This is a genomic window from Crossiella sp. S99.2 (assembly GCF_023094165.1).
In the GTDB taxonomy this organism is placed as follows: domain Bacteria; phylum Actinomycetota; class Actinomycetes; order Mycobacteriales; family Pseudonocardiaceae; genus Crossiella.
In genome coordinates this window covers 113324-137182 of sequence record NZ_JALMDK010000004.1, presented here as the reverse complement: position 1 = coordinate 137182, position 23859 = coordinate 113324, and the positions used below count along the sequence as shown (strand labels likewise).

Here is a 23859-nt window from a genome sequence, read left to right as displayed (position 1 = left end):
GGTCACCTCGGCGCACCGGGTTGAGGCTACGACACCGGGGTCACGGCAGCCGGATGGACAGGGCGTGGTGGAAGACGTTGCGCGGGTCCCACTTCGCCTTGACCTGTTGCAACTTCGGATAGTTGCCCTTGTAGAACAACTCGTGCCAGGGCACGCCGGAGGTGTTCCAGGCCGGGTCGGCCATGTCGATGTCGGGGTAGTTGATGTAGCAGCCGTCGTTGGCGGCGTTGGGGACCGGGACGCCGCCGGTGTCGGCGTAGAGGTCGCGGAAGAACTCGCGCACGCGGCGGATCTCCAGGGCCTCCTCGGCGGGGTCGGGCCAGTAGGTGATGAAGGTGGCCTTGAGGATGGAGTCCCGTTGCGGCATCGCGGTGGCCTCGGGGGCGACCGTGTTCACCTTGCCGCCGAAGGACAACAGCCACAGCATCGGCGGCGGGCTGGTGCCCTCGGGGGCCTTGGCCTTGGTGATGTGCCGGTAGGCGATCTTGGCCTGCTCGTCGGTGTAGCGCTTGCGCAGGTAGGCCGATTTCTGCTTGTACCGCCCCGATTCCTGGTTGGTGCCCGAGGACAGCGCGCTGGTCAGCCAGGTCCGGCGCTCGGGCGGGAGCACGTGCACGCCCTTGTCCACACCCGCGGTGACCGCGGCGAAATAGTCCGCCAGGAGCTTGTCCGCGTTCGGCACGGTGGCGTCGAGCTGGCCGGTGATGACGAAACCGCCCTGGTGCGCACCCTCGGTCGGGCAGGGCACCAGGAAGGCCGACCACAGCGAGGCGTACGGCGAGTCGGCGCCCTTGTGCCGCTCCATGAACTCGCCGTAGTTGCGCATCAGCCGGACGAACCGGGTCTCGTCGATCTCCGCCCAGCCGCCCAGCGCGACCCCGGCCAGCACCGCCGCGGCCGGCTTCGGCAGCAACTTGGTGGGGTCAGTGCCCTTGGCCTTGGGGTCGCGCATCCAGTACCGGGTGACCACGCCGAAGTTGCCGCCGCCGCCACCGGTGTGCGCCCACCACAGGTCCCGGTTCGGGTCGTGCGGTTCCCGGGTGGCGACCACCGCGCGGGCGGTGCCGTCCTTGTCCACGACCACCACCTCCACCGCGTACAGGTAGTCCACCAGCACGCCGAGCTTGCGGGACTGCGGGCCGTAGCCGCCGCCCTGGATGTGCCCGCCGACGCCGACCTCCCCGCACTCCCCGCCGGGCACGGTCACGCCCCAGCCCAGGTACAGCGTCTTGTACACCTCGCGCAGGGTGGCGCCGGCTTCGATGGCGAAGGCGTTGCGGCGCGGGTCGAAGTAGACGTCGTGGAACTGGGACAGGTCGATGATCACCTGCGCGCCGTCGCCGACGAAGTCCTCGCAGGAGTGGCCGCCGCCGCGCACGGTGATCCGCTTGCCCGCGCGCACCGCCTCCTGCACCGCGCGCACTACTTGGTCGGTCGAGCCGACCAGCTGGAACGCCTCGGGCGTCGGGCGGAACCGGACGTTGATCCCCTTGATCCGCAGGTCCTCATACCTCGGGTCGCCCGGTCGCACCGTCACCGGGCCCAGCGGCGGATGACCACCGCTGGCCTCGGCCGCGGGCGCCGCGGCGGCCACGCCGCCGGTGGCCGCCAGACCGCCGACCGCGGCGGCTCCGGCCAGGAAGCCACGTCTGCTGACATCATTCATCTCAAGAACCCCCAAGAGATCCAATGCGATCGCATTGCAACGTCGACGGTACCCAGTCGCCGGGTGACTGTCCACGTATTCGCGTGTCACCCGCCCGGGTCCGCCGCCCGCCCTCTAGGGTTCGAACGAGTGTTCGCCAGTTGATCGGGAGTTGGTCTGCGTGCGCGTGCTGGGAGTGGACCCCGGCCTGACCCGCTGCGGCATCGCCGTGGTCGACGGCGGCACCGGCCGCAGCGTCCGCGCCGTCGCCGTGGACGTCATCCGCACCCCGGTCGACGCGCCCCTGGCCGTGCGGCTGATGCAGATCGCCGACGCCGCCGAACTCTGGCTGGAGCGCTACCGCCCGGACGTCATCGCGGTGGAACGGGTGTTCAGCCAGCACAACGTGCGCACCGCCATGGGCACCGCGCAGGCGGGCGGGGTGATCGCGCTGTGCGCCGCCCGCCGCGACCTGCCCGTGGCCTTCCACACCCCCAGCGAGATGAAGGCCGCGCTCACCGGTTCCGGCCGGGCGGACAAGGCCCAGGTCACCGCCATGGTCACCAAGGTCCTCGGCCTGTCCGAGGCGCCGAAACCGGCCGATGCCGCCGACGCGCTCGGCCTGGCCATCTGTCACATCTGGCGCGCGCCCATGCAGTCCCGGCTGGCCGAGGCCCAGGCCAGGGCCGCCCAGCTCGCCCAGGCGCACAAGGCCCGGCTCGCCGCCGCGGCCAGGACGGCGGCCAAGCCCGCCCGGACAAGGAACAAGTGATCACGTGATTTCCTCGGTACGCGGCCAGGTGCTCGCCATCAGCCTCGACCACGTCGTCATCGAGGTCGGCGGGGTCGGCCTGGCGGTGCGCACCACCCCCGCCACCCTGGCCACCCTGCGCCGCGGCGACGAGGCCCGCCTGTCCACCACGCTGGTCGTGCGCGAGGACTCCCTCACCCTCTTCGGCTTCGCCACCGACGAGGCCCGCGAACTCTTCGGCCTGCTGCAGACCGTCACCGGCGTCGGCCCCAAACTCGCCCTCGCCGTGCTCGCCGTGCTCGAACCGGACAAGCTGTGCGCGGCCCTGGCCGAGGGCAACATCACCGTGCTCACCCAGGTCCCCGGCGTCGGCCGCAAGGGCGCCGAACGACTCGTCATCGAACTGCGGGACAAGGTCGGCGCGCTGCTGCCCAGCAGCAACCCCGGACTGCCGGGGGAAAGCCACGACCAGGTCCGCGGCCAGGTGGTGGACGCGTTGCTGGGCCTGGGCTTCCCGGCCAAACAGGCCGAGCAGGCGGTGGAGTCCGTGCTCGCCGACGGCGGCGGCGACACCGCCACCGTGCTGCGCAAGGCCCTCGCCGGGCTCGGACGTAAGAAGTAACGGGGCCGCGCGGTGTTCGACGACGACCTCGACGAGGAAACCCCGCTCTCCCCCTACGCCGCCACCGGCGAACGGGAGGACGAGACCGGGCTGCGACCGAAGAACCTGACCGAGTTCGTCGGCCAGGCCCGGGTCCGCGAACAGCTCGAACTGGTGCTCGGCGGCGCCCTGCGGCGCGGCTCCCCACCCGACCACGTGCTGCTCTCCGGCCCGCCCGGACTGGGCAAGACCAGCCTCGCCATGATCATCGCCGCCGAACTGGGCGCCGCGCTGCGGCTCACCTCCGGCCCCGCCCTGGAACGCGCGGGCGACCTGGCCGCGATGCTGTCCAACCTGGCCGAGGGCGATGTGCTCTTCATCGACGAGATCCACCGCATCGCCCGGCCCGCCGAGGAAATGCTCTACCTGGCCATGGAGGACTTCCGGGTCGACGTCGTGGTCGGCAAGGGCCCCGGCGCCACCAGCATCCCCCTGGAGATCGCCCCGTTCACCCTGGTCGGCGCCACCACCAGGGCCGGCTCGCTGACCGGCCCGCTGCGCGACCGCTTCGGCTTCACCGCGCACATGGAGTTCTACGTCCCCGGCGAACTCGAACGCATCCTCACCCGCTCGGCCACCATCCTCGGCGTCGACCTGCGCCCCGACGGCGCGGCCGAGATCGCCGGCCGCTCCCGCGGCACCCCCCGGATCGCCAACCGGCTGCTCCGCCGGGTCCGCGACTACGCCGAAGTGCGTGCCGACGGCGCCGTGACCAGGGACATCGCCGATGCCGCGCTCCGCGTCTACGACGTGGACGACCTCGGCCTTGACCGCCTGGATCGTGCCGTTCTGGGTGCTTTGGTGCGGTCGTTTGGTGGCGGACCGGTCGGGGTGTCTACCCTGGCCGTGGCGGTGGGTGAGGAGCCGACCACCGTCGAGGAGGTCTGCGAGCCGTACCTGGTGCGGGCGGGCATGCTCGCGCGAACACCGCGCGGGCGGGTCGCTACCGTGTCGGCATGGCGTCACCTCGGGCTTGAACCCCCGGCCCAGGCTCCCGGCGAGGTGGGTTAGCCCCCGCCCCGGCCGCACAGCGAGTGACACCTGGCACACTCGTACCCGCATACCCGAACAAACCGGAGGTCAGGCCGTCAGGGCGGCCTCCGCCGAACGGAGAATGATGGACCCGTCATTTATCTTCCCGCTCCTCATTGTCGGGCTCGGGGTCATGATGTTCCTCAGCGTCCGCAAGCAGAAGAGGGCCATCGCGGACCAGCAGTCGCTGCAGAACTCGCTCGCGCCTGGTGACCGGGTCATGACCACCTCCGGGCTGTACGCGACGGTGGTCGACGCCGAGGACGACACCACCATCCTGCTCGAACTCGCCCCCGGTGTGACCACCGAATGGGTGCGCGCGGCGGTCCGCGAGAAGGTCAAGGACACCGCCGACGAGGACGTGGACGTCGACGAGGTCGACGAGACCCCGGCTCCCGCGGCGGCGGAGAAGGCCAACGAGAGCAAGGCCGAGATCGCCCCGCCCCTTGAGCAGGGAAAGAACAACCGGTAAGACGCTAACGTCAGGTTTTCCTGGCGCGCTAGGCTCTGGCGCCCCCGCAGGCAGCGTGCGCGGGGGCGCACCGCCTTGTCTCGCCCGATGCGGGCAGGGTGGTCGACATCCACTGACCATCGGCAACGGGGCCAGCAGACGGCCCCGTTGGCTTGAGGAGACCGACGCACCGTGGCACCTCCGGCTGGGCATGTACGCCCGTGGCGCAACCTCGCCGCCTTCGGACTGATCGTTGTCGTGCTCTACTCACTGGTGTTCTTCACCGGTGACGGGCAGGCGAAGCCGAAGCTGGGCATCGATCTGCAGGGCGGCACGCGGGTCACGCTGACCGCGCGGTCGGAGAGCGGCGCCCCGCCCTCCGCGGAGTCGCTCAACCTGGCCCGCGAGATCATCGACCGGCGTGTCAACGGCTCCGGCATCTCCGGCGCCGAGGTCGTGCAGGACGGCACCAACCTGGTGATCACGGTCCCCGGCAACAACCCGGACGAGGCCCGCAGCCTGGGCCGCACCGCCGTGCTGGGCTTCCGCCAGGTGATCGGCGCGGTCCCCGCGACCAACCAGCCGGCACCCAGCACCCAGCCTTCCGGCTCGAACGCGCCCAAGCCGACCACCTCCGGTCCGGCCGCCGGCGCCCCGACCAGCTCGCCGAAGCCGCAGGGCCGGATCGCCCCCGCCCAGCAGCCCACCGGCAGCGGGCAGCCCAGCTCCTCCGCCGCGCCGCCGCCCAGCAGCCCGCCGCCCGCGCCGAAGGCCGGCCCCGAGGCCATCAAGCAGGCCAAGGAGATCCGGCAGAACCCGGCGCTGGTCAGCGACCAGCAGATGCAGCAGCTCGCGCTGGCGACCCTGGACTGCAAGGCCGCCGACCCGCTCACCGGCCTGGACGACCCCAAGCTGCCCCTGGCGACCTGTGACGAGAAGGGCACCGAGAAGCTGATCCTCGGCCCGGTGTTCCTGGACGGCAAGCAGATCTCCGACGCCAGCGCGCAGGCCAACAGCCAGGGCCCCGGCTTCGTGGTCACCCTGAACTTCCACGGCGACGGCGTGAAGACCTGGGCCGAGTTCACCTCCAAGAACGTCGGCAAGCGCGCCGCGTTCGTGCTCGACACCAAGGTCGTCTCCGCGCCCTCGATCAACGAGGCGATCGTCGGCGGCAGCACCCAGATCACCGGCCAGTTCACCCAGAACGAGGCCCAGCAGCTGGCCAACGCGCTCAAGTACGGCTCGCTGCCGCTGAACTTCGAGCAGTCCGAGTTCGAGACCGTCTCGGCCACCCTCGGCCTCGCCTCGCTGCAGGCCGGCCTGATCGCCGGTCTCATCGGTCTGGGCCTGGTGCTGGTCTACTGCCTGTTCTACTACCGGGCGCTGGGCGTGCTCACCGCGTTGTCGCTGGTCCTGACCGGCCTGGTGGTCTTCGCGGTGCTGGTGCTGCTGGGCCGCTGGGTGGGCTTCACCCTCGACCTCGCCGGCGTCGCCGGATTCATCATCGCCATCGGCATCACCGCCGACTCCTTCATCGTCTTCTTCGAGAGACTCAAGGACGAGGTGCGCGAGGGCCGCAGCTTCCGCTCCGCGGTGCCGCGCTCCTGGGTCCGCGCCCGGCGCACCATCCTCTCCGCCGACGCGGTCAGCTTCCTGGCCGCCGCGGTGCTCTACATCCTGGCCGTCGGCCAGGTGAAGGGCTTCGCCTTCACCCTGGGCATGTCCACCGTGCTCGACCTGGTGATCGTGTTCCTGGTGACCCACCCGCTGGTCTCGCTGGCCTCCCAGTCCAAGTTCCTCTCCCGCCCCGGCCTGTCCGGTCTCGGCGAGGCACAGCGGTTCAACGCGACCTACCGCAAGGCCGCCCCGGCCGCCACCACTGCCGTGAAGGAGGCCTGAGATGGCTGACAACGAGACCGGAGCCGTGGTGGCCCCCACCCTGGAGAGCACCCAGCGGCCCAAGAAGAGGGAATCCTTCTTCACCCGGCTCTACCTGGGCAACGGCGCGCTGGACATCATCGGCAAGCGCAAGATCTGGTACGTCGCCACCGCGATCCTGTTCCTGATCTGCCTCGGCTCCATGCTGTTCCGGGGCTTCGAGCTGGGCATCGACTTCAAGGGCGGCACCAAGCTGTCCATGCCGACCACCAGCGTCAGCGGTCCGGCCATCACCGACCAGCAGGTCAAGGACATCTACCAGCAGTCGGTGGGCAAGGAAGCCGCCTCGGTGCAGACCGCGGGCACCGGCACCAGCCAGACCATCCAGATCCGCTCCGAGGCGCTGTCCTCCGAGCAGGTCACCAAACTGCGTGACGCGCTGTTCACCCAGCTCAAGCCCAAGGACGTGAACGGGCAGAGCGTGCCGACGGTGATCAGCGACAGCGCGGTGTCCGGCTCCTGGGGCGGGGAGATCACCAACCAGGCGATCATCGCGCTGATCGTGTTCCTGGTGCTGGTCACGCTGTTCCTGATCTTCTACTTCGAGAAGTGGATGGCGGTCGGCGCGCTGGCCGCGCTGGCCTTCGACCTCATCGTCACCGCGGGCGTGTACTCCATCGTCGGCTTCGAGGTCACCCCGGCCACCGTGATCGGTCTGCTCACCATCCTCGGCTTCTCGCTGTATGACACGGTGGTGGTCTTCGACAAGGTCAAGGAGAACACCCGCGGTCTGCTCGGACTGACCCGCCGCACCTACGGCGAGGCCACCAACCTGGCGGTCAACCAGACCCTGGTGCGCTCGCTCAACACCTCGCTGATCGCGGTGCTGCCGGTGTTCGCGCTGCTGGCCATCGGCGTCGGCGTGCTCGGCGTGGGCACCCTCAAGGACCTCGCGCTGGTGCAGATGACCGGCATGATCTCCGGTGTCTTCTCCTCGATCTTCCTGGCCTCCCCGCTGGTGGTGACGTTGAAGATGACCGAGCCGAAGTACCAGCAGCAGGCCCAGCGGGTCGCCCAGCGCCGGGCCAACCTGGCCCGCAAGGCCGAGGCCGCCGCGGCCGGTGAGCACTTCGAGCCCACCGACGAGGACAGCCTGGACGCCGAATTCCGGCGCGAGCAGGCGATCAGCGCCGCGGCCAGCGTGCCCGGCCGCACCGCCAAGGCCACCGACGCCGCCCGTCGGGCCCGCCCGACCGGCAAGCGCGGCCGGTGACCGGAGAACAGCAGCAGCCGGACCTCGCCGCCGCCGTCAGCGGCGTCGGCGAGGCCATGGCCGCCGCCCAGCAGGCCGTGGTCAAACAGGTCACCCTGGCCGGTGATCTGGAAGGCGCCCTGGACCTGATCCGGGACGTGCCCGACTTCCCCGAACCCGGCGTGCTCTTCCGCGACCTGACCCCGGTGCTCTCCGATGCCAAGGCACTCGGCGCGCTGGTCTACGGCGTGGCCGCGGCCTGCCCGCCGGCTGAGGTGGTGGCCGGCATCGAGGCCCGCGGTTTCCTGCTGGCCGCCCCGGTGGCCTACGGCTGCGGCGTCGGCGTGGTGCCGGTGCGCAAGGCCGGCAAGCTGCCCGCGGTCGCCGCCAAGGTCAGCTACGCCCTCGAATACGGCACCGCCGAACTGGAGATCGCCGTCGGCGCCATCCAGCCCGGCCAGCGAGTCGCCATCATCGACGACGTCCTGGCCACCGGCGGCACCGCTGCCGCGGCCTGCCGGCTGGTCGAGCAGGCCGGGGGAGTGGTCGCCGGAGTCGTGGTGGTGCTGGAGATCGCCGCCCTCAACGGACGGGCCGCACTGGCCGGATACCAGGTCACGGCATTGCGCACGGTCTGAAATCGGAACGATCACGGACGCGCCGGGAGACAATTCCCGGCGCGTTCTTGTGCACCAAAAGACAATCCCCCAGTCGCTCGATCGGGCTAACCTGGTGACCTGTGGCACACCGAGCCGAGCCGCCACCGCCCGGCCACCACACCAACGGGGGACTTGCCATGACCTCAACTGTTGTACGTCGTATCGCCAGTGTGTGCACCGCCGCGATCGCCGCGACCGCCCTGCTGCTCGTCGTGGGCGCGACGGAGAGCAAGGCCGCGGACAGCGGCTGGTGCAAGGGCCCCGGTCCCTGCACCGCCCCGGCCCCGGCAGGCTGGTGCGCCGACACCGCCGGGCCGACCCTGGCCACCGACATCTGCCGTCGCTGACCACCGGCTCGCGGGCAGTCGCCGCCCGCCACCCGGCGACTACCCGCCACTGAGCAGCCCCGTCGAGCCCGCGAGCCCGGCGGGGCTGCTGCCTGTCCCGCCACGGCCGACTGCGCACTCTTGGTGACCGGGACGGCACGCACGGCGAAAAATGATCGGTCCGGCGGTAACCCGGACGTTATTCATCGTGTGACTCTTCACGTTCGTCGAACACCTGCGCGTTCCGCTCGACCCGTGGCGTTATCCTCGGTTACCGGGGTCGGTGGCCCCGGCACCCGAGGCAATCCGGGAGCGTGCACTTGAGTCAAGACGTCGAAGCCTCCGTAGTAGCGGCGCAGCCGGCGCTCCCCGCGCCGCCGCCCTCAGCCACCCGCAGGGTGCGCGCACGGCTGGCCCGGCGGATCACCGCGCAGCGCGCCGCCCCGGTCAAACAGGTCCTGGAACCACTGGCCGCCGTGCACCGCGAACTGCACCCCAAGGCCGACCTGGCGCTGCTGCAGAGCGCCTACGACGTCGCCGAGGACAAGCACCGGCACCAGCGCCGCAAGTCCGGGGACCCCTACATCACCCACCCGCTCGCCGTGGCCACCATCCTGGCCGAGCTGGGCATGGACACCATCACCCTGGTCGCCGCGCTGCTGCACGACACCGTCGAGGACACCGACTACTCCCTGGAATCCCTCAGCGAGGAGTTCGGCACCGAGGTCGCGCACCTGGTCGACGGCGTCACCAAACTGGACAAGGTCAAACTGGGCGCCGCCGCCGAGGCCGAGACCATCCGCAAGATGGTCATCGCCATGGCCCGCGACCCGCGGGTGCTGGTCATCAAGCTGGCCGACCGGCTGCACAACATGCGCACCATGCGCTTCCTGGCCCCGGAGAAGCAGGCCCGCAAGGCCCGCGAGACCCTCGAAGTGCTCGCCCCGCTCGCGCACCGGCTGGGCATGGCCACGGTGAAGTGGGAGCTGGAGGACCTCGCCTTCGCGATCCTGCAGCCCAAGAAGTACGACGAGATCGTCCGCCTGGTCGCCAACCGCGCGCCCAGCCGGGACAAGCACCTGCGCAAGGTCACCGACGAGCTGTCCGGTCACCTGGAGGCCGCGCGCATCCTGGCCAGGGTGGAGGGCCGCCCCAAGCACTACTACTCCATCCACCAGAAGATGATCGTCCGCGGCCGCGACTTCGACGACATCCACGACCTGGTCGGCGTGCGCATCCTGGTCGACGAGGTGCGCGACTGCTACGCCGCGATGGGCGTGGTGCACGCGCTCTGGCAGCCCATGCCCGGCCGGTTCAAGGACTACGTCGCCCAGCCCCGCTTCGGCGTGTACCAGTCGCTGCACACCACTGTGATCGGCCCCGACGGCAAGCCCCTCGAAGTGCAGATCCGTACCTACGAGATGCACCGCACCGCCGAGTACGGCATCGCCGCGCACTGGCGGTACAAGGAGACCAGGGGCACGCACAAGGGCGTCGAGGTCGACGACATGGCCTGGATGCGCCAGCTCCTGGACTGGCAGCGGGAGGCCGCCGACCCGGGCGAGTTCCTGGAGTCGCTGCGCTACGACCTCGCGGTCAAGGAGATCTTCGTCTTCACGCCCAAGGGCGATGTGGTCACCCTGCCCGCCGGCTCCACCCCCGTCGACTTCGCCTACGCCGTGCACACCGAGGTCGGCCACCGCTGCATCGGCGCCCGGGTCAACGGCCGCCTCGTCGCCCTCGAGCGCAAGCTGGAGAACGGCGAGGTCGTGGAGATCTTCACCTCCAAGGCCGAAGGCGCGGGACCCAGCCGCGACTGGCTGCAGTTCGCGGCCAGCCCGCGCGCCAAGACCAAGATCAAGCAGTGGTTCGCCAAGGAACGCCGCGAAGAGGCGATCGAGGCGGGCAAGGACCAGATCGCCAAGGAGGTCCGCCGGGTCGGCCTGCCCATGCAGCGCCTGGTCTCGGCCGACTCGGTCACCGCGCTGGCCCGCGAACTCCGCTACCTCGACGTCAGCTCCCTCTACGCCGCCGTCGGCGAAGGCCACGTCTCCGCCCGGCACCTGGTGCAACGCCTGGTCGCCCTGCTCGGCGGCGTCGAGCATGCCGAGGAGGAGCTGGCCGACCGGGCCACCCCGTCCACCGTGCAACGCCGCCGCGGCGTGGACGCGGGCGTGGTGGTCAAGGGCACCAGCGACGTCTGGGTCAAACTCGCCCGCTGCTGCACCCCCGTGCCCGGTGACGAGATCCTCGGTTTCGTCACCCGCGGCGGCGGCGTCAGCGTGCACCGCACCGACTGCACCAACAGCGAGGAACTCCAGGCCAGCCCGGAACGCCTCCTGGAAGTCGAATGGGCCCCCTCGGCCTCCTCGGTGTTCCTGGTCGCCATCCAGGTCGAGGCCCTGGACCGGCACCGGCTGCTCTCCGACATCACCAAGGTCCTCGCCGATGAGCGGGTGAACATCCTGTCGGCCTCGGTGACGACCTCGCGGGACCGGGTCGCGGTGAGCCGGTTCGCCTTCGAGATGGGCGACCCGAAACACCTCGGCCACGTGCTCAAGGCGGTGCGCAACGTCGAGGGCGTGTACGACGTGTACCGGGTCACCTCGGCTAGCTAGCCCTCTGGGTAGAACAGGAACAGCGTGCAGCCCGCGGTCGTCTGCGGGACGTGCGCGGAACCCGCGGGCGCGTGGATGAACGAGCCCGCCGGATAGTCCCGCTCGCCGTCGTTGAACACCCCCGAGACCACGAACACCTCCTCCGGCCCCGGCTCGTGCACGTCCACGCCCTGCCAGCTGGTGTCCGGGTCCATCTCCAGCACGAACGCCTTCGCGCCGTTGTCCCCGCGCCACAGCGGGCGGGAGCGGATGCCGGGGAAGAGTTCGTGCGCCGGGGCGTCCCGCACGGAGGACCACTCGCAGGCCGGCCGGTTCTCGTTGATCGTCATGCGGCCAGCCTGGCCGCTGCCCGCCGCCCCGCCGAGTGTCTGAAAAGACATCAAGGGGTACTTTTCTGACATGCACCGGGTGGTCGCGCTGGTTCGGCCGCCGCAGTCGACGTTCGAACTCGGCTGCGCGGCCCAGGTGTTCGGGATCGAGCGCCTCGGCGTGCCGACCCGGTACGCCTTCGGGGTGTGCACCGAACATCCCGGCCCGGTCGCCACCTACGCCGGGTACGACATGCTCGTCACCGACGGCCTGGCCGCGCTCGACGCGGCCGACACCGTGCTGCTGCCCGGCTGGCTGCCCGCCACCGAACCACCCTCGGCCGAGGTCGTCCGGGCACTGCGCCGGGCGCACGCGCGGGGTGCGCGGCTGGTCAGCATCTGTTCCGGGGCGTTCGCGCTGGCGCACGCCGGACTCCTGGACGGCCGCCGGGCCAGCACGCACTGGGCTCTGGCGGCGGACCTGGCCGCGCGTTTCCCCCGGGTCGAGGTCGACGCGGACGTGCTGTATGTGGATCACGGCGATGTGGCCACCAGCGCGGGTGCCGGGGCCGGCATCGACCTGTGCCTGCACCTGGTCCGCCGCGACCACGGCGCCCGCTACGCCGCGCACATCGCCCGCACCATGGTCATGCCGCCGCACCGGGAGGGTGGCCAGGCGCAGTACTCCGCGCCGGCGCATCCCGCGCAGATCGAGGACACCCTGGCCCCGCTACTGGAATGGGCCCTGGGCAGGCTCGGCGAACCGGTGACGGTGGCGGGGCTGGCCGCGCACGCGGGTCTGTCCACCCGCACCCTGGCCCGCCGCTTCGCCGACCAGCTCGGCGTCAGCCCTGGGCAGTGGCTGCTCGCCCGGCGGATCGCCGCGGCCCAGGACCTCCTGGAATCCGGCGACCTGCCCCTGGACGCGATCGCCCGCCGGGTCGGCCTGTCCTCGGCCACCAACCTGCGCAGGCGGTTCGCCGGCGCCCTGGGCACCACACCGGGCGCCTACCGCCGGACGTTCCGCGCCCGGCCCTGACGAACCCGCCCGCTTGTCCTAGTTCACCGGCCGGGTCATGTCCGCGGTGAGTTCGGCCGGGCTCAGCGCCCGGTCGTACAGCCGCACCTCGTCGATCATCCCGGCGAAGAACTCGTTGCCCCACACCGCGTTCCCGCCGATCCGCAACGCCCCATTCGACGCGGTCACCGACCCGGCCACGGCCTGGCTCGACACCAGCGTCCCGTTGACGTAGAGCCGCAAGGTGGTCCCGTCGTAGGTGGTGCTGACGTAGGACCAGGCGTTGGCGGGCAACGCGGTCGGGCCCGCGGTGTCCCGTTCCAGGCCGCCGACCCGCACCGCCGCACCCGGTCCGCGGGACGGCGAACTCGCGTACAACCCGTAGCTGAGCCCGTTCGTGGTCTCCCGCAAGGCGATCGTGCGCCACTGCGTGCTCAGCGTGCCCGGCTGCACCCAGGCGGACAGGGTAAACCGGGCGGGGGACAGGCTGGCGTGGCCGAGCACGGTGACCCAGTCGTTGACCCCGTCGAAGCGCAACGCCCGCCCGAATCGCCCAGTCGTCACCCAGGTCGCGCCGGACACCGTGCCGGCGCGGCCGTTTCCGCTGTCATCGGCCGCGCTGGTGCCGCTGCCGGTGTCGAAGCCGTACTCGGCCAGCAACCCGGTCGCCCGGTAGCCCGCGGTGTAGGTGGTCGCGGTGGCCGGCGCGGTGATCACGTGGCTGTTCGCGCCGCCGTCGGACCAGGCGGTGAAGCCGAAAGTGGTGCCGGACAAGGCTTGTGGGCTCGGCGCGGACACCGAGTTGGCCGAGCCGACGATCACCGTGCGGGAGAACGGGGTGGTCTGGGTCTGGGCGAACGTGGTCAGTTGCAGGCCGGGCGGATCGCTGGTGAAGGTCAGGTTCACCGTGCGCGGGTCCAGCCGCACCGAGGTGCTGGCCTCCCGGCCACCGGAGTCGCGGGCGGTGAGCACCAGCTCCAGGTAGGACGGGAACTCGTGGTCAGGGGCGAAGAACTCGCCACTGGCCACGCCGGGGAAGCTCTGCACCGGGTGGGTGTGGCAGTTGCTCGGGCAGTGGTGCAGCAGCAGCCGCCAGGTCAGCGCCGAGGGCGGCAGCTGGCCGTCCTGGGGGTCGGTGGCGCTGCCGGTGAACGGGATCCGCTGCCCCACCTGCCAGCGCAGCGCCGCGGTCGGGTTCGCGATCACCGGCACCGGGTCCTGTGGTGGCGGTTGTCCGGCGGTCACGGTGACCGTGGTGGTCCCGGACAGCCCGCCGGGGTCGGTCACCCGCAGCCCGGCCCGCACCTGGCCGACCTGGGTGTAGGTGAAACTCGGCCGTGGCAGGGTGGAGTCGTCGTAGGCGCCGTCGCCGTCGAGGTCCCAGGCGTAGCTGAGGGTGTCGGCGTCCGGGTCGGTGGACTGGCTGCCGTCGAAGCGCACCGTCAACGGCACCGGACCACTGGCCGGGGTCGCGGTGGCCACCGCGGTCGGCGCCCGGTTGCCCGCCGGGTAGCTCAGCCGCCGCAACTCGCCCGCACCCAGCGCCAGGTAGAACAGGTCCCCGCCGGGGCCGCGGGTGATCGCCACCGGGATCTGCACCCCGGTCGCCACGGTGACGATCTTCGCCGGATCCGGCAGCCCGTTCGCGCCGACCTGCATGGCCCACACGCAGCCGCGGGAGGAGTCGGCGAAGAACAACGCGCCCCGGTACTCCGGGGGATAGGCGCTGCCCTGCTCGAAGGCCAGCCCGGTCACCGAGGAACTCCCGGTCGGACAGCCGTCCCCGGCCACCACCGAGGCGTCGTGCCGGTAGGCGTAGTGCGGGGCCTGCTGCCCGCCCGCGGCGTAGAGCTGTTCGCAGGAGTCCAGGTTCGCCCCGTCGTAGCCGCCCTGCCGGGCCGCGCCCTCGAAACACGGCCAGCCGAAGTTCTCCGCGGTGGCGTCCGCCGGGTTGGTGATCCGGTTGATCTCCTCCCAGGTGCCCCAGCCGACATCGGCCACCCACAGCTCCGCGGTGCCCGGCCGCACCGCGAACCGGAACGGGTTGCGCAGCCCGTGCGCGGTCACCCGCCGCGCGTTGGCGTCCGCGCTGCCCGCGAACGGACTGCCCGGCAGACCGGTGCCGGTGTTCGGGTCGATCCGGATCATGCTGCCGCTCAACGTCCGCGGCTGGTTCGCCGGCCGCCGCACCGACTGCGCCCGCAACGCCCCGCCCTGCGCGTCCGGCGGCGCCAGGTTCGTGCCTGCCACGCCGGGCGGATCCGCGCACGGGTTCTTGGTCTGACCCCAGTCGGCGTAGTTGAAGCTGGCCCCGTCACCCGCGCTGACGTAGAGCGCCTCGTCCGCGCCGAAGCGCAGCTCACCGACGGTGTGGCTGGGGAACTGCTGGCACCAGGAGGTCAGCACCACCTGCTCGGTGCCCACGTCCCCGTTGGCGACCAGCCGGGACACCCGCCCCTGCACCACACACCCGTCCACGGTCGCGCCCGGCGGATCCGGGCAGGTGTCGCCCCAGGCGGGTGGCGCGCCACCGGGCAGCGCGTCGTAGGTGTAGGCCACGTAGACGTGCGGCACCACCGGGAATCGCGGATGCACCGCCAGCCCGAGCAACCCGCGGTCCCAGTAGTCCTGGACCTGCGGCCGCAGATCGGCGAAGACCGTCGGCGTCGGATCGGCCAGCCCGTCGAAGACCTTGACCAGGCCGCTCTTCTCGGTGACGAAGATCCGGCCGTCCGGGGCGAAGGCCACGTTGGTCGGCGCGTGCAGCCCGGACAACGCGACCGTGTCGGTGAACCCCGGCGGCGTGGCCGTGGCGGACGCGGCGGGCAGCACGACCAGGCAGGTCAAGGTCAACAGGACAGCGAGAACCAATCGCAGCACGGACATCCGGGCCCCCAAGGCTCGCGGCGACGAAGCGAACACCCGGCCCCCGCCCGGTACTCAACAACTACCCTTCGCAATCGTTTGGTAGCAATCCGCCATCAGGGCAGCTCATCGGCGCACCAGCGGCAGCCGGACGCCCACCTGTCGGAGCGTCGTCAGTCGTAGTGACTTCAGTGTCCAGTGAAAATAATCTAGTGGAACAAAAAAACGAACCCCCGGCCAGGAAACCCGGCCGGGGGTTCGACGCACTCGGGAGCGGTCAGCCCTTCAGCGTGGCCGTCTCGATCTTGACCTCGAGCTTCGGCTTGCCGTCACCGGGCTGCCCGCCCTGCGGGGCCTCGACGCCGCCCGCGGCGACCTTGTCGAGCACCTTCAGGCCCTCCTCGGACACCGAGCCGAACACCGTGTACTCCGGCGGGAGCTGGGAATCGGCGTACACCATGAAGAACTGGCTGCCACCACTGTCCGGCGCCTGCGTCTTGGCCATCGCCAGGGTGCCGCGCGGGTAGATGCTCGCGCCCTGCTGACCCTGCTTCAGGTCCTTCGGCTTCTCGTCCTTGATCGTGTACCCGGGGCCGCCGCGGCCGGTGCCCTGCGGGTCGCCGCACTGCAGCACCTTCAGGCCCTCGCCGGTGGTCATCCGGTGGCAGACGGTGTTGTCGAAGTACTTCTTGGCCACCAGGTGCGTGACGCTCTGCACCGTGCACGGCGCCTTTGCCCGGTCCAGCGTCAGCGCGATCGCGCCCTGGCTGGTCTTGAGGTCCACCTGCGCGGTGCCCTTGTCCGGGGTCGGGCTGACATCCGGCGGCAGCCCCGCTTCCTTGGCCGCGGGCTCGGCCGGCGTCTCGGTGTACTTGCACGGGCCCTCGGTCTTCTTGCCCGGCGGGGGCGGCGGCGTGGTCGAGGTGTCCGACGGGTTCGCCGCGGCGTCCGGGGTGCTCTCCGAGGTCGCCAACCAGTAGATGCCGCCGCCGACCAGGAGGACCGCCACGGCGGTGACCGCCGCGCCGATCACACGACGGCGCTTGGCGCGCACCGCCCGGCGTTCCAGCTGCCGCTCCAGCTTGCGCTTGGCAGCCTGGCGCCGTTGCTCGTTGCTCGGCACGTGGATCCTCCCCTGGGGGTCGACCTGGTCAAGTTGATGTGGTGGTGGCGCGCGGAGTCTAGATCGGATCGTGTAAGGCCCGTGTGGCGGTACCCGCCGTCAGTCGCCCCGACCCGCGAAATCCGGTGGGAACCGCTCGCTAGGCTAGGGGGACACGCCACCAGCAGTCGACCAGGAGGTTTCCCCGTGCTCGTCGCCGGGTTCCCCGCGGGCCCCCTCGCCGCCAACTGTTACCTGTTGGCCGCGGACGAGGGCGAGGCCTGCGTCATCGTGGACCCCGGCCAGGACGCCGAGGAACTCCTGGAGCAGGCGCTGCGCCAGTACCGGCTCACCCCGGTCGCCGTGCTGCTCACGCACGGCCACTTCGACCACATCTTCTCCGTCACCCCGGTCTGCGACGGCCACGACATCCCCGCCTGGATCCACGCCGGGGACCGCGCGCTGCTCAGCGACCCGGCCCGCGGCTTCGGCCAGGAGGCCACCGAGTTCTTCGGCGGCAGGCTGGAACTGCGCGAGCCGAACGAGGTGCGCGAGCTGGCCGACGGGCAGCAGCTGGAGATCGCCGGGCTGACCTTCACCGTCGACCACACCCCGGGCCATACCGGCGGGTCGGTGTGCTTCCGCACCGGCGCCGAGGAAGGCGGACGGCTGATGCTGTCCGGCGACACCCTCTTCGCCGGGTCCATCGGACGCACCGACCTGCCGGGCGGCGACTCCGCGCAGATCATGGAGTCGTTGCGCGCCAAGGTGTTGCCACTGCCTGACGACACCGTGGTGCTGCCCGGCCACGGCAGCCCGACCACCATCGGCCGCGAGCGCGCCGGCAACCCGTTCCTGATGGGGTTGTCCGGCGGAGACGCACCGGCCTTCCCGACCCGAGGACTGTGAAGCACTACCGATGAGCACCTTTGCCGCTCCCAAAGGCATTCCCGAGTACTACCCGCCGACCGCCGCGGGCTTCCTGCACGTCCGGGACACCCTGACCGACCAGGCCAGGCGGGCCGGTTACGGCTACATCGAGCTGCCGGTGTTCGAGGACACCGCGCTGTTCGCCCGTGGCGTCGGCGAGTCCACCGACGTGGTCAGCAAGGAGATGTACACCTTCGCCGACCGCGGCGACCGCTCGGTCACGCTGCGGCCCGAGGGCACCGCAGGCGTGATGCGCGCGGTGATCGAACACGGCCTGGACCGCGGTCAGCTGCCGGTGAAGCTGTACTACGCGGGCGCGTTCTTCCGCTACGAACGCCCGCAGGCCGGCCGGTACCGGCAGCTCCAGCAGGTCGGCATCGAGGCCATCGGCATCGACGACCCGGCCATCGACGCCGAGGTCATCTCGGTCGCCGACGCCGGCTTCCGCGCCCTCGGCCTGACCGGCTTCCGCCTGGAGATCACCTCACTCGGCGATGCCACCTGCCGCCCCGCCTACCGGGAGAAGCTGCAGGCGTTCCTGGCCAAGCTGCCCCTGGACGAGGCCACCCGCGCCCGCGCCGAGCTGAACCCGCTGCGCGTGCTCGACGACAAGCGGCCCGAGCTGCGCGCCCTGCTCGCCGACGCGCCGCTGATGGTCGACCACCTGTCCACGGAATGCCGCGAGCACTACGAGCAGACCAAGGGCCACCTCGGCGATCTGGGCGTGAAGTTCACCGAGAACCCGCGCATGGTCCGCGGCCTGGACTACTACACCAAGACCACCTTCGAGTTCGTGCACGACGGTCTCGGCGCGCAGTCCGGCATCGGCGGCGGCGGCCGCTACGACGGGCTGATGGCCCAGCTCGGCGGCCAGCCGCTGTCGGGCATCGGTTTCGGCCTCGGCGTGGACCGCACCCTGCTGGCCTGCCAGGCCGAGGGCCTCGCGGTCGGCGACCCGGCCCGCTGCGAGATCTTCGGCGTGCCCCTGGGCGAGGCGGCCCGGTCCCGGCTGGTCGCCATCGGCGGCGCGCTGCGTGCCGCGGGCGTGCGGACCGACCTGGCCTACGGCGGCCGCGGCGTCAAGGGCGCGATGAAGGCGGCCGACAAGTCCGGCGCCCGCTTCGCCCTGGTGCTCGGCGACCGCGACCTGGCCGAGGGCATCGCCCAGCTCAAGGACCTGACCAGCGGCGACCAGCGACCGGTGCCGCTGGACGACGTGGTCACCGAGATCCGCGCGGCCCTGGCGCAGCCGCGGTGACTCCCGGCGAGAAGATCCCCCTGGACCTGCTGGACGGGGCGCTGCTGCGCAAGCGCGCCCGCGCGGTGGCGATCGGGGCGGTGCTGGTCGGCGGCGCCATCGGCGGCCTGTTCGGGCTCTTCGGTGGCGCCACCCTCGGCCTGAGCGCGGCGGTGATCGTCGCGCTGCCCCTGGTACTGCTCGCGATCACCGAGGCCCGCCGCAAGGTCTGGCTGCAGGACGGCGTGGTCTCGGTCCGCGCCATCGGCACCCGCCGGGTCAACCTGCGCGCCGCCCACCGGCTGGAGCTGCTGATCACCGACGTCCGCGGCGCCCGCACCACCGGCCTGCTGGTCAGCGGCCCACCCAAGAACAAGACGGTCAACATCGCCCTGGCCACCTACGCCGGCGTCGGTGGCCGCGAACTGGGCATCCTCGCCCTGCGCCGTCTGGCCGACGTCCTGGCCACCACCGGCGAGGCGCACGCCCTGACCTACTCGGAGCTGCTGGTCGCCCAGCTCCGCGCCGAGGCCAGAGGCGACGCCGCCGCCGACCGCCCCCTCTACCGCCTGGCCACCCTCGCCCCCCAGGGCCGGGTCGCGCAACGCCTCCGCCCCGAAGCCGTGGCCAAGTTCGTCACCAGCCTCGGCTAACCCACCGGCACCTCCGGCACCAGGTGACACACCAGCAACTTCAGCTGGAAGAACACCGGAACCCACACCAGCGCAACAGGAACGGGCAACCACACCAGGTTGACCAACACCGCGACCAGGAACGCCGCCATCGCCACCACCCGCCGCGCCGGCACCGGCGACGCTTCGATGAGCACCGTGCCCAGGACCAGCAAGACGGCGTTGCCCAGCGCCCACACCCAGTCCCGGTCAAGCACAAGCAGACCGAACAACACCAGATGCACCAGATGCAGCGCGACGAACCGAACCCGCGCCCCGGACCGGGGATCGCGGTGATACCAGCGTTTCGCGGCCGTGGTCGAGTTGGTGAGGACCCCGCCGACCAGGTCCACGGCAAGCACCACAAGCACGACGATCCGGACCCAGCCCGCCGCAGGACCGGGTCCGGTCGGCCATAACCAGGGCACGAGCAGGATCGCGAGCAGCCCCACGGCGATCCCGCCACCGAGCAGTTCGGCGAGCAACTCGGCCCGGGTCCGGCCGGGCCCCATGGCCCGGGAGAGCGCGCCGCGCCAGCCGGGGGTGGTGGCCGGGATCGTCCAGTCCGCCCGCATGTCCGCCCGAGGCGCTTCTGCGGCCTGCGGCGTCTCCGCGGGCCGCAGGGTCTCGTCAGCGCGCGCTGCGTCAGTCCGCCCGTTCCCTGGCGCGGCCCCGCCTACCGGTCCGGTCTCCGTGGGGGTTCCCTCGGTTCGCATCGGCTCAGCCCTGCCCGCTCTGGTCAGCCGCAGCCCGGTCTGCCGCAGCCCGGTCTGCCGCAGCCCGGTCTGCCGCAGCCCGGTCTGCCGCAGCCCGGTCTGCCGCAGCCCGGCCCTTTCCAGCTCTGTCCGCCCTCGCCCGTGCCGCCTCGACCCCGCCCGCCCCCGCCCGCCGCGCCTCGACCCCGCCCGCCTCGACCCGGTCCGCCCCAGCCTGGTCCGCCTCGACCCGGTCCGCCCCAGCCTGGTCCGCCTCGGCCAGTTCCGGCGCCGACCACAACCCGGCCAGCAGCCGCCACAGTTGCTCCGGCACCTGCGGATCCGCCGGTGCCAAGCGGGTCGCGAGCCAGCTGTCCGCCGCCCGGAAGACCGCGGCCGTCGCCGCCCGCATCAGCTCCGGATCCACCTCCGCCCGCACCAGCCCCAACTTCCGGCCATCGGCGAGCAGCGCGTCCAGCCACGCCGCCAGCCGCTGGTCCGCCTCGACCGTGATCATCGCCACGGCCACCGCCAGGTCCGCCGGGGTGACGATCACGTGCGCGAGCAGACGGGTGGCGCCCGCGCGGAGTTCCCGCCAGAAGTCGGCGCGGGTCAGCACTCCCGGCCAGGTGCCCAGGGTGTCGGCCAGGCGGTCGCGTGCGTCGGCGACCACGGCGGCGAGCAGGTCCTCCCGGCCGTCGAAGTACTGGTAGGCGCTGGTCTTGGAGATGCCGGCGGCCGTGATGATCTTGTTGTAGGAGGCGTTGTCCAGGCCGTCCGTGGCGAAATGCGCGCGGGCGATGTCCAGGAGGTGTCGACGGCGTTCGGTGGGTAACCGGTAGTAGCGCGGCAAGGGCATGAACCAATAGTGCGCACTAGCGGGGTGTACCGCAAGTACACCTTGATGGTTGACGCTGCGCGGCGCCAGCACCGCCGCTAGCGTGGCCCACTTCGACAGCCGTGCCGACTACGGAGGGAACCCACCGATGCTCGCTCTCACGCCCACGGCCATCGAGGTCGTCCGCACGATCGTCGCCGCGGACGGGGTGCCGGAAGGCTCCGGCCTGCGGTTCTCCGCCAGTGGCCAGGACCGGCCCGGCGAACTGCAGATGACCCTCGCCTCTGGCCCGGAACAGAACGACCAGGTACTTGTCGGTGAGGGCGCGCACGTGTTCCTCGATCCGCAGGCAGCGGCATTCCTCGACGACAAGATCCTGGACGCCGAGGTCGACGAGGAGGGGCAGCTCTCATTCGCCCTGGGGGAGCAGGCCGCTCCGCCCGCGAGCAACTAGCCGCTGCCCGGCTGCCCCGGTCGGCCGGGGCACGTCGGCGGCGTTGACCGGGACTGGCGTTGACCGTGGCTGGCGGGGTGGGTCGATGATGACTGCCCGCCGGTCCGGTCGAGCCGCAGGGCAGGCCATCCCGGGATTCGGCTGAGCCGGGCTTGGCCCGGCGGCCGCGGTGCTACCCGGCCAGTTCCGCCCAGACGATCTTGCCCTCGCTGGTCGGCTGGTGCCCCCAGCGGACCGAGAGCGCTTCGACCAACTGCAGACCGCGCCGCCGCACCGAGTCCACCGGGCCCCGGTGCAGCCGAGGCGGCACCGGGCTGCCGTCGCTGACCCGGATCAGCACCCCGCCCACCTTGGGCAGCAACTCGATCCGCAACGGTCCCGTGGCGTGGTCGACCACATTGGCCACCAGTTCATTGGCCACCAGCATGGCGTCCTCGACCACCGGCCCCGCCACGCCCCAGCCGGCCAGCGTCGCCCGCACCAGCAACCTGGCCTGTCGGCACGCCGCCGCTGAGACCTCCAGGGCGGTGCTGCTCTCCGCAGGCCGGGCACTCATCTCGACGGTCCTATCTCCAGGCCGTCCTCGCCCTGGGTCACCGAGAAATGTACCCATAACCGGCGGCCGTCGTCCCATCACGCGGGCGCGTCCGGGCGGAGCGTCGTGGAGTGTCTGCGGAGGTGAGTGGTGCGAGCGCTTTCCGTGCGGGTGGGTTGGGATACGGCGTGGTGCGGGCCGGTATTCCGCGGAGGGTGGGCGGCCGGGTGAGTCGGGATCTGGTGGGGTGTGGGTCGGGATGCGGCCGCCGCGGATCGAGATTCAACAGAGGGCGGGTCGACGTTCAGCAGAGGGCGGGTCGGGACTGGGCAGAGGGTGGGTTGGGATCCGGTCGGGTGTGGGTCGAGGTTCGGGGGCGTGAACTGAGATGCGGCCGGGTGCGGGTTGGGATGTGGTGGGTGTGGGGGAACGGGACCGGGTGGTCGGGGCTTGGCGAGGGCGAGGGCTGTTGGGGGTGGGAGCCGAAACGGATGGTCGGTGGATTGGGTGGCGAGCTAGTTGGGTTGAGCGATGGTGTGGGGGTCAGGTTGGGGTTGGTGGGGCGGTTGGTTGGTGGTTGCCGGGGGCGATGGTGGGTTGCGGTTGCGCTGACTGGGTTCTGCTCGGTCGTTTCTAGACTGGGGGCGTGGTTGTGCACTGGGACATGCGGGCCGCCGTGCCCGGCCGCGCCGTCGGCGTCGTCGTTGTCCGCGAGGAGTGGGGCGGTGCGGTGCCTGGCCGCGTAGTTCGGCGGGACCCTGATGGCAGCGAGGTCCGCGATGGCTGATCCCGGGATGCGGTTCGAGTTCGACGGGGTGGTGTGGGAGTGGCGTGGGCCCGCGCCGTTTCACTTCGTGACCGTCCCCGCCGCGGAGTCCGCGCTCATCCGGGACGTGGCCGCCACCGTGACCTACGGGTGGGGCATGGTGCCGGTCGAGGTGGTGCTGGGGCGGTCTCGCTGGCGTACCTCCTTGTATGCCAAGGACGGGGGCTATGTCCTGCCGTTGCGTGACTCCGTGCGGAACAAGGAGAACATCGCCCTGGATGACGTGGTCCAGGTGTCGATGACCCTGCGGGTCCGCTGATATCCGACGGTCAGCGGACCCCTCGGGGCCGGAATTGGATGCTGATCCGGGGGCCCACCGGGCGGACGGTCTTGGGGATGGCGTGCTCCCAGGTTCGCTGGCAGGAGCCGCCCATCACGATGAGGTCGCCGTGGCCCAGGGAATGCCGGAGGACCTCGCCGCCGCCGCGGGGGCGGAGTAACAGGGGACGTGGGGCGCCGACGGACAGGATGGCGACCATGGTGTCCTCGGTGGCGCCCCGGCCCAGGGTGTCGCCGTGCCAGGCGACGCTGTCCTGGCCGGTGCGGTAGTAGCACAGGCCCGCGGTGCGGAAGGGTTCGCCGAGTTCGGCGGTGTAGTGCTGGTTGAGGGCGTCCCGGGCCGCGGTGAGGGTGGCGGTGGGCAGGTCCGAGTGTTCCGGGTAGAAGCAGAGCAGGCGGGGGACGTCGACCACGCGGTCGTACATCTGGCGGCGTTCGGACTGCCAGGGCACGGCTCGGGCGAGTTCGTCGAAGAGTTCGTCGGCTCCGGTCAGCCAGGCGGGCAGGACGTCGATCCAGGCGTTGTGCGCGAGATGGGTGCGCTGGGTGCGGGCGAGTGGGGAGAGGCCGGGGGTGGCCTGGTCGAAGAGGGAGGTCTGCAGGGCTGGGGTCATGGCATCGAGACTAGCCTGGAATCGAACAGGTGTTCGATAGCCTCTGCCTGGAATCTTCCATCGTGTGACCCGATGTCGCCGAACCGGGTGGGGGTTGGTTGCGGTGGGTCTTGGGGTGGATGTGAGTCAAGGCTGTGAGCAGGGGGAATCCAAGGAGGCTCGGTCCTGCCATCGTGGTGACCGTGATGGTCAAGGCGGGATTGGCTGCGGAGAG

24 protein-coding genes are annotated in these 23859 nt (G+C 71.3%); 16 read left to right on the top strand and 8 right to left on the bottom strand.

Going from position 1 to position 23859, the window contains the following annotated elements; genetic code table 11:
• Positions 1-40 precede the first annotated feature (40 nt).
• The gene (locus tag MZC64_RS16435) at positions 41-1666 is read right to left on the bottom strand and encodes an FAD-dependent oxidoreductase (protein ID WP_247757578.1); all 1626 of its coding nucleotides are present in this window, start codon (positions 1664-1666) and stop codon (positions 41-43) included.
• Positions 1667-1826: 160 nt separating this feature from the next.
• On the opposite strand from MZC64_RS16435, the gene ruvC reads away from it, so the two are divergent.
• The 9 genes from ruvC (at position 1827) to MZC64_RS16390 (ending at position 11273) form a co-directional block, all read left to right on the top strand.
• Positions 1827-2417, top strand: a complete 591-nt coding sequence (gene ruvC, locus MZC64_RS16430) for a crossover junction endodeoxyribonuclease RuvC (RefSeq protein ID WP_247757577.1) — start codon at positions 1827-1829, stop codon at positions 2415-2417.
• 4 nt (positions 2418-2421) lie between these two features.
• Positions 2422-3018 carry a Holliday junction branch migration protein RuvA gene (gene ruvA / locus MZC64_RS16425; RefSeq protein WP_247757576.1) on the top strand — a complete coding sequence of 199 codons (597 nt, stop codon included), beginning with the start codon at positions 2422-2424 and terminating at the stop codon, positions 3016-3018.
• A gap of 12 nt (positions 3019-3030) precedes the next feature.
• Positions 3031-4068: a Holliday junction branch migration DNA helicase RuvB gene (ruvB, locus tag MZC64_RS16420; protein WP_247757575.1), complete on the top strand. Its 1038-nt coding sequence runs from the start codon at positions 3031-3033 to the stop codon at positions 4066-4068.
• Positions 4069-4174: 106 nt separating this feature from the next.
• Positions 4175-4561: a preprotein translocase subunit YajC gene (gene yajC, locus MZC64_RS16415; protein ID WP_247757574.1), complete on the top strand. Its 387-nt coding sequence runs from the start codon at positions 4175-4177 to the stop codon at positions 4559-4561.
• 171 nt (positions 4562-4732) lie between these two features.
• Positions 4733-6439: a protein translocase subunit SecD gene (gene secD, locus MZC64_RS16410; protein WP_247757573.1), complete on the top strand. Its 1707-nt coding sequence runs from the start codon at positions 4733-4735 to the stop codon at positions 6437-6439.
• A gap of 1 nt (position 6440) precedes the next feature.
• On the top strand, positions 6441-7691 hold the full coding sequence (secF, locus tag MZC64_RS16405; protein ID WP_247757572.1) for a protein translocase subunit SecF: 1251 nt from the start codon (positions 6441-6443) through the stop codon (positions 7689-7691).
• Positions 7692-7747: 56 nt separating this feature from the next.
• Positions 7748-8308 (top strand): adenine phosphoribosyltransferase, encoded by a 561-nt coding sequence (locus tag MZC64_RS16400; protein ID WP_247758261.1) that lies wholly within the window; start codon positions 7748-7750, stop codon positions 8306-8308.
• 158 nt (positions 8309-8466) lie between these two features.
• On the top strand, positions 8467-8676 hold the full coding sequence (locus tag MZC64_RS16395) for a hypothetical protein (RefSeq protein ID WP_247757571.1): 210 nt from the start codon (positions 8467-8469) through the stop codon (positions 8674-8676).
• A 299-nt stretch (positions 8677-8975) separates the two neighbouring features.
• Positions 8976-11273: a bifunctional (p)ppGpp synthetase/guanosine-3',5'-bis(diphosphate) 3'-pyrophosphohydrolase gene (locus tag MZC64_RS16390; protein WP_247757570.1), complete on the top strand. Its 2298-nt coding sequence runs from the start codon at positions 8976-8978 to the stop codon at positions 11271-11273.
• Here the strand turns inward: MZC64_RS16390 and MZC64_RS16385 are convergent.
• Positions 11270-11602 carry a cupin domain-containing protein gene (locus tag MZC64_RS16385; protein ID WP_247757569.1) on the bottom strand — a complete coding sequence of 111 codons (333 nt, stop codon included), beginning with the start codon at positions 11600-11602 and terminating at the stop codon, positions 11270-11272. The genes MZC64_RS16390 and MZC64_RS16385 overlap by 4 nt on opposite strands.
• 70 nt (positions 11603-11672) lie before the next feature.
• On the opposite strand from MZC64_RS16385, the gene MZC64_RS16380 reads away from it, so the two are divergent.
• Positions 11673-12620: a GlxA family transcriptional regulator gene (locus MZC64_RS16380; RefSeq protein WP_247757568.1), complete on the top strand. Its 948-nt coding sequence runs from the start codon at positions 11673-11675 to the stop codon at positions 12618-12620.
• Between the two features lie 18 nt (positions 12621-12638).
• Here the strand turns inward: MZC64_RS16380 and MZC64_RS16375 are convergent, their stop codons facing one another.
• Both MZC64_RS16375 and MZC64_RS16370 read right to left on the bottom strand, forming a co-directional pair.
• A complete protein-coding gene (locus MZC64_RS16375; protein ID WP_247757567.1) occupies positions 12639-15452 on the bottom strand; it encodes a LamG-like jellyroll fold domain-containing protein in 2814 nt (937 codons plus the stop codon).
• Between the two features lie 289 nt (positions 15453-15741).
• Positions 15742-16587 carry a peptidylprolyl isomerase gene (locus MZC64_RS16370; RefSeq protein WP_247757566.1) on the bottom strand — a complete coding sequence of 282 codons (846 nt, stop codon included), beginning with the start codon at positions 16585-16587 and terminating at the stop codon, positions 15742-15744.
• A 186-nt stretch (positions 16588-16773) separates the two neighbouring features.
• Here MZC64_RS16370 and MZC64_RS16365 point away from each other — a divergent pair, with 186 nt between their 5' ends.
• The 3 genes from MZC64_RS16365 to MZC64_RS16355 are packed head-to-tail and all read left to right on the top strand — an operon-like array spanning position 16774 to position 19386.
• Positions 16774-17475, top strand: a complete 702-nt coding sequence (locus MZC64_RS16365) for an MBL fold metallo-hydrolase (RefSeq protein ID WP_247757565.1) — start codon at positions 16774-16776, stop codon at positions 17473-17475.
• A gap of 10 nt (positions 17476-17485) precedes the next feature.
• A complete protein-coding gene (gene hisS / locus MZC64_RS16360; RefSeq protein ID WP_247757564.1) occupies positions 17486-18754 on the top strand; it encodes a histidine--tRNA ligase in 1269 nt (422 codons plus the stop codon).
• Complete coding sequence (locus MZC64_RS16355) at positions 18751-19386, top strand: hypothetical protein (protein ID WP_247757563.1); 636 nt, start codon at positions 18751-18753, stop codon at positions 19384-19386. Before hisS ends, MZC64_RS16355 begins: the two co-directional genes overlap by 4 nt.
• On the opposite strand, the gene MZC64_RS16350 is transcribed toward MZC64_RS16355, so the two are convergent.
• Both MZC64_RS16350 and MZC64_RS47835 read right to left on the bottom strand, forming a co-directional pair.
• Positions 19383-20120 carry a hypothetical protein gene (locus tag MZC64_RS16350; protein ID WP_247797710.1) on the bottom strand — a complete coding sequence of 246 codons (738 nt, stop codon included), beginning with the start codon at positions 20118-20120 and terminating at the stop codon, positions 19383-19385. The genes MZC64_RS16355 and MZC64_RS16350 overlap by 4 nt on opposite strands.
• Before the next feature lie 4 nt (positions 20121-20124).
• Positions 20125-20958, bottom strand: coding sequence for a TetR/AcrR family transcriptional regulator (locus MZC64_RS47835; protein WP_282105433.1), 834 nt, complete (start codon positions 20956-20958; stop codon positions 20125-20127).
• Positions 20959-21085: 127 nt separating this feature from the next.
• Here MZC64_RS47835 and MZC64_RS16335 point away from each other — a divergent pair, with 127 nt between their 5' ends.
• Entirely contained in the window at positions 21086-21391 is a 306-nt protein-coding gene (locus MZC64_RS16335; RefSeq protein WP_247757561.1) for an iron-sulfur cluster biosynthesis protein, read from the top strand.
• Positions 21392-21563: 172 nt separating this feature from the next.
• Here MZC64_RS16335 and MZC64_RS16330 read toward each other — a convergent pair whose 3' ends face one another.
• On the bottom strand, positions 21564-21947 hold the full coding sequence (locus MZC64_RS16330; protein ID WP_247757560.1) for an ATP-binding protein: 384 nt from the start codon (positions 21945-21947) through the stop codon (positions 21564-21566).
• Between the two features lie 625 nt (positions 21948-22572).
• Between MZC64_RS16330 and MZC64_RS16325 the strand changes: the two genes are divergently transcribed.
• Together MZC64_RS16325 and MZC64_RS16320 are read left to right on the top strand one after the other, a co-directional pair.
• A complete protein-coding gene (locus MZC64_RS16325; RefSeq protein WP_247757559.1) occupies positions 22573-22713 on the top strand; it encodes a hypothetical protein in 141 nt (46 codons plus the stop codon).
• Positions 22706-23011: a DUF1905 domain-containing protein gene (locus MZC64_RS16320; protein ID WP_247757558.1), complete on the top strand. Its 306-nt coding sequence runs from the start codon at positions 22706-22708 to the stop codon at positions 23009-23011. The genes MZC64_RS16325 and MZC64_RS16320 overlap by 8 nt, the downstream gene beginning before the upstream one ends.
• Positions 23012-23021: 10 nt before the next feature.
• Here MZC64_RS16320 and MZC64_RS16315 read toward each other — a convergent pair whose 3' ends face one another.
• Positions 23022-23645 (bottom strand): alpha-ketoglutarate-dependent dioxygenase AlkB, encoded by a 624-nt coding sequence (locus MZC64_RS16315; RefSeq protein ID WP_247757557.1) that lies wholly within the window; start codon positions 23643-23645, stop codon positions 23022-23024.
• Positions 23646-23859 lie beyond the last annotated feature (214 nt).

Coding starts and splice junctions, on each gene's coding strand:
- MZC64_RS16395 (WP_247757571.1), top strand. CDS start 8,467: ATGACCTCAACTGTTGTACGTCGTATCGCCAGTGTGTGCACCGCCGCG.
- MZC64_RS16320 (WP_247757558.1), top strand. CDS start 22,706: ATGGCTGATCCCGGGATGCGGTTCGAGTTCGACGGGGTGGTGTGGGAG.
- yajC (WP_247757574.1), top strand. CDS start 4,175: ATGGACCCGTCATTTATCTTCCCGCTCCTCATTGTCGGGCTCGGGGTC.
- MZC64_RS47835 (WP_282105433.1), bottom strand. CDS start 20,958: ATGCCCTTGCCGCGCTACTACCGGTTACCCACCGAACGCCGTCGACAC.
- MZC64_RS16435 (WP_247757578.1), bottom strand. CDS start 1,666: ATGAATGATGTCAGCAGACGTGGCTTCCTGGCCGGAGCCGCCGCGGTC.
- MZC64_RS16385 (WP_247757569.1), bottom strand. CDS start 11,602: ATGACGATCAACGAGAACCGGCCGGCCTGCGAGTGGTCCTCCGTGCGG.
- MZC64_RS16400 (WP_247758261.1), top strand. CDS start 7,748: ATGGCCGCCGCCCAGCAGGCCGTGGTCAAACAGGTCACCCTGGCCGGT.
- MZC64_RS16380 (WP_247757568.1), top strand. CDS start 11,673: ATGCACCGGGTGGTCGCGCTGGTTCGGCCGCCGCAGTCGACGTTCGAA.
- hisS (WP_247757564.1), top strand. CDS start 17,486: ATGAGCACCTTTGCCGCTCCCAAAGGCATTCCCGAGTACTACCCGCCG.
- MZC64_RS16335 (WP_247757561.1), top strand. CDS start 21,086: ATGCTCGCTCTCACGCCCACGGCCATCGAGGTCGTCCGCACGATCGTC.
- MZC64_RS16315 (WP_247757557.1), bottom strand. CDS start 23,645: ATGACCCCAGCCCTGCAGACCTCCCTCTTCGACCAGGCCACCCCCGGC.
- MZC64_RS16350 (WP_247797710.1), bottom strand. CDS start 20,120: ATGCGAACCGAGGGAACCCCCACGGAGACCGGACCGGTAGGCGGGGCC.
- MZC64_RS16330 (WP_247757560.1), bottom strand. CDS start 21,947: ATGAGTGCCCGGCCTGCGGAGAGCAGCACCGCCCTGGAGGTCTCAGCG.
- secF (WP_247757572.1), top strand. CDS start 6,441: ATGGCTGACAACGAGACCGGAGCCGTGGTGGCCCCCACCCTGGAGAGC.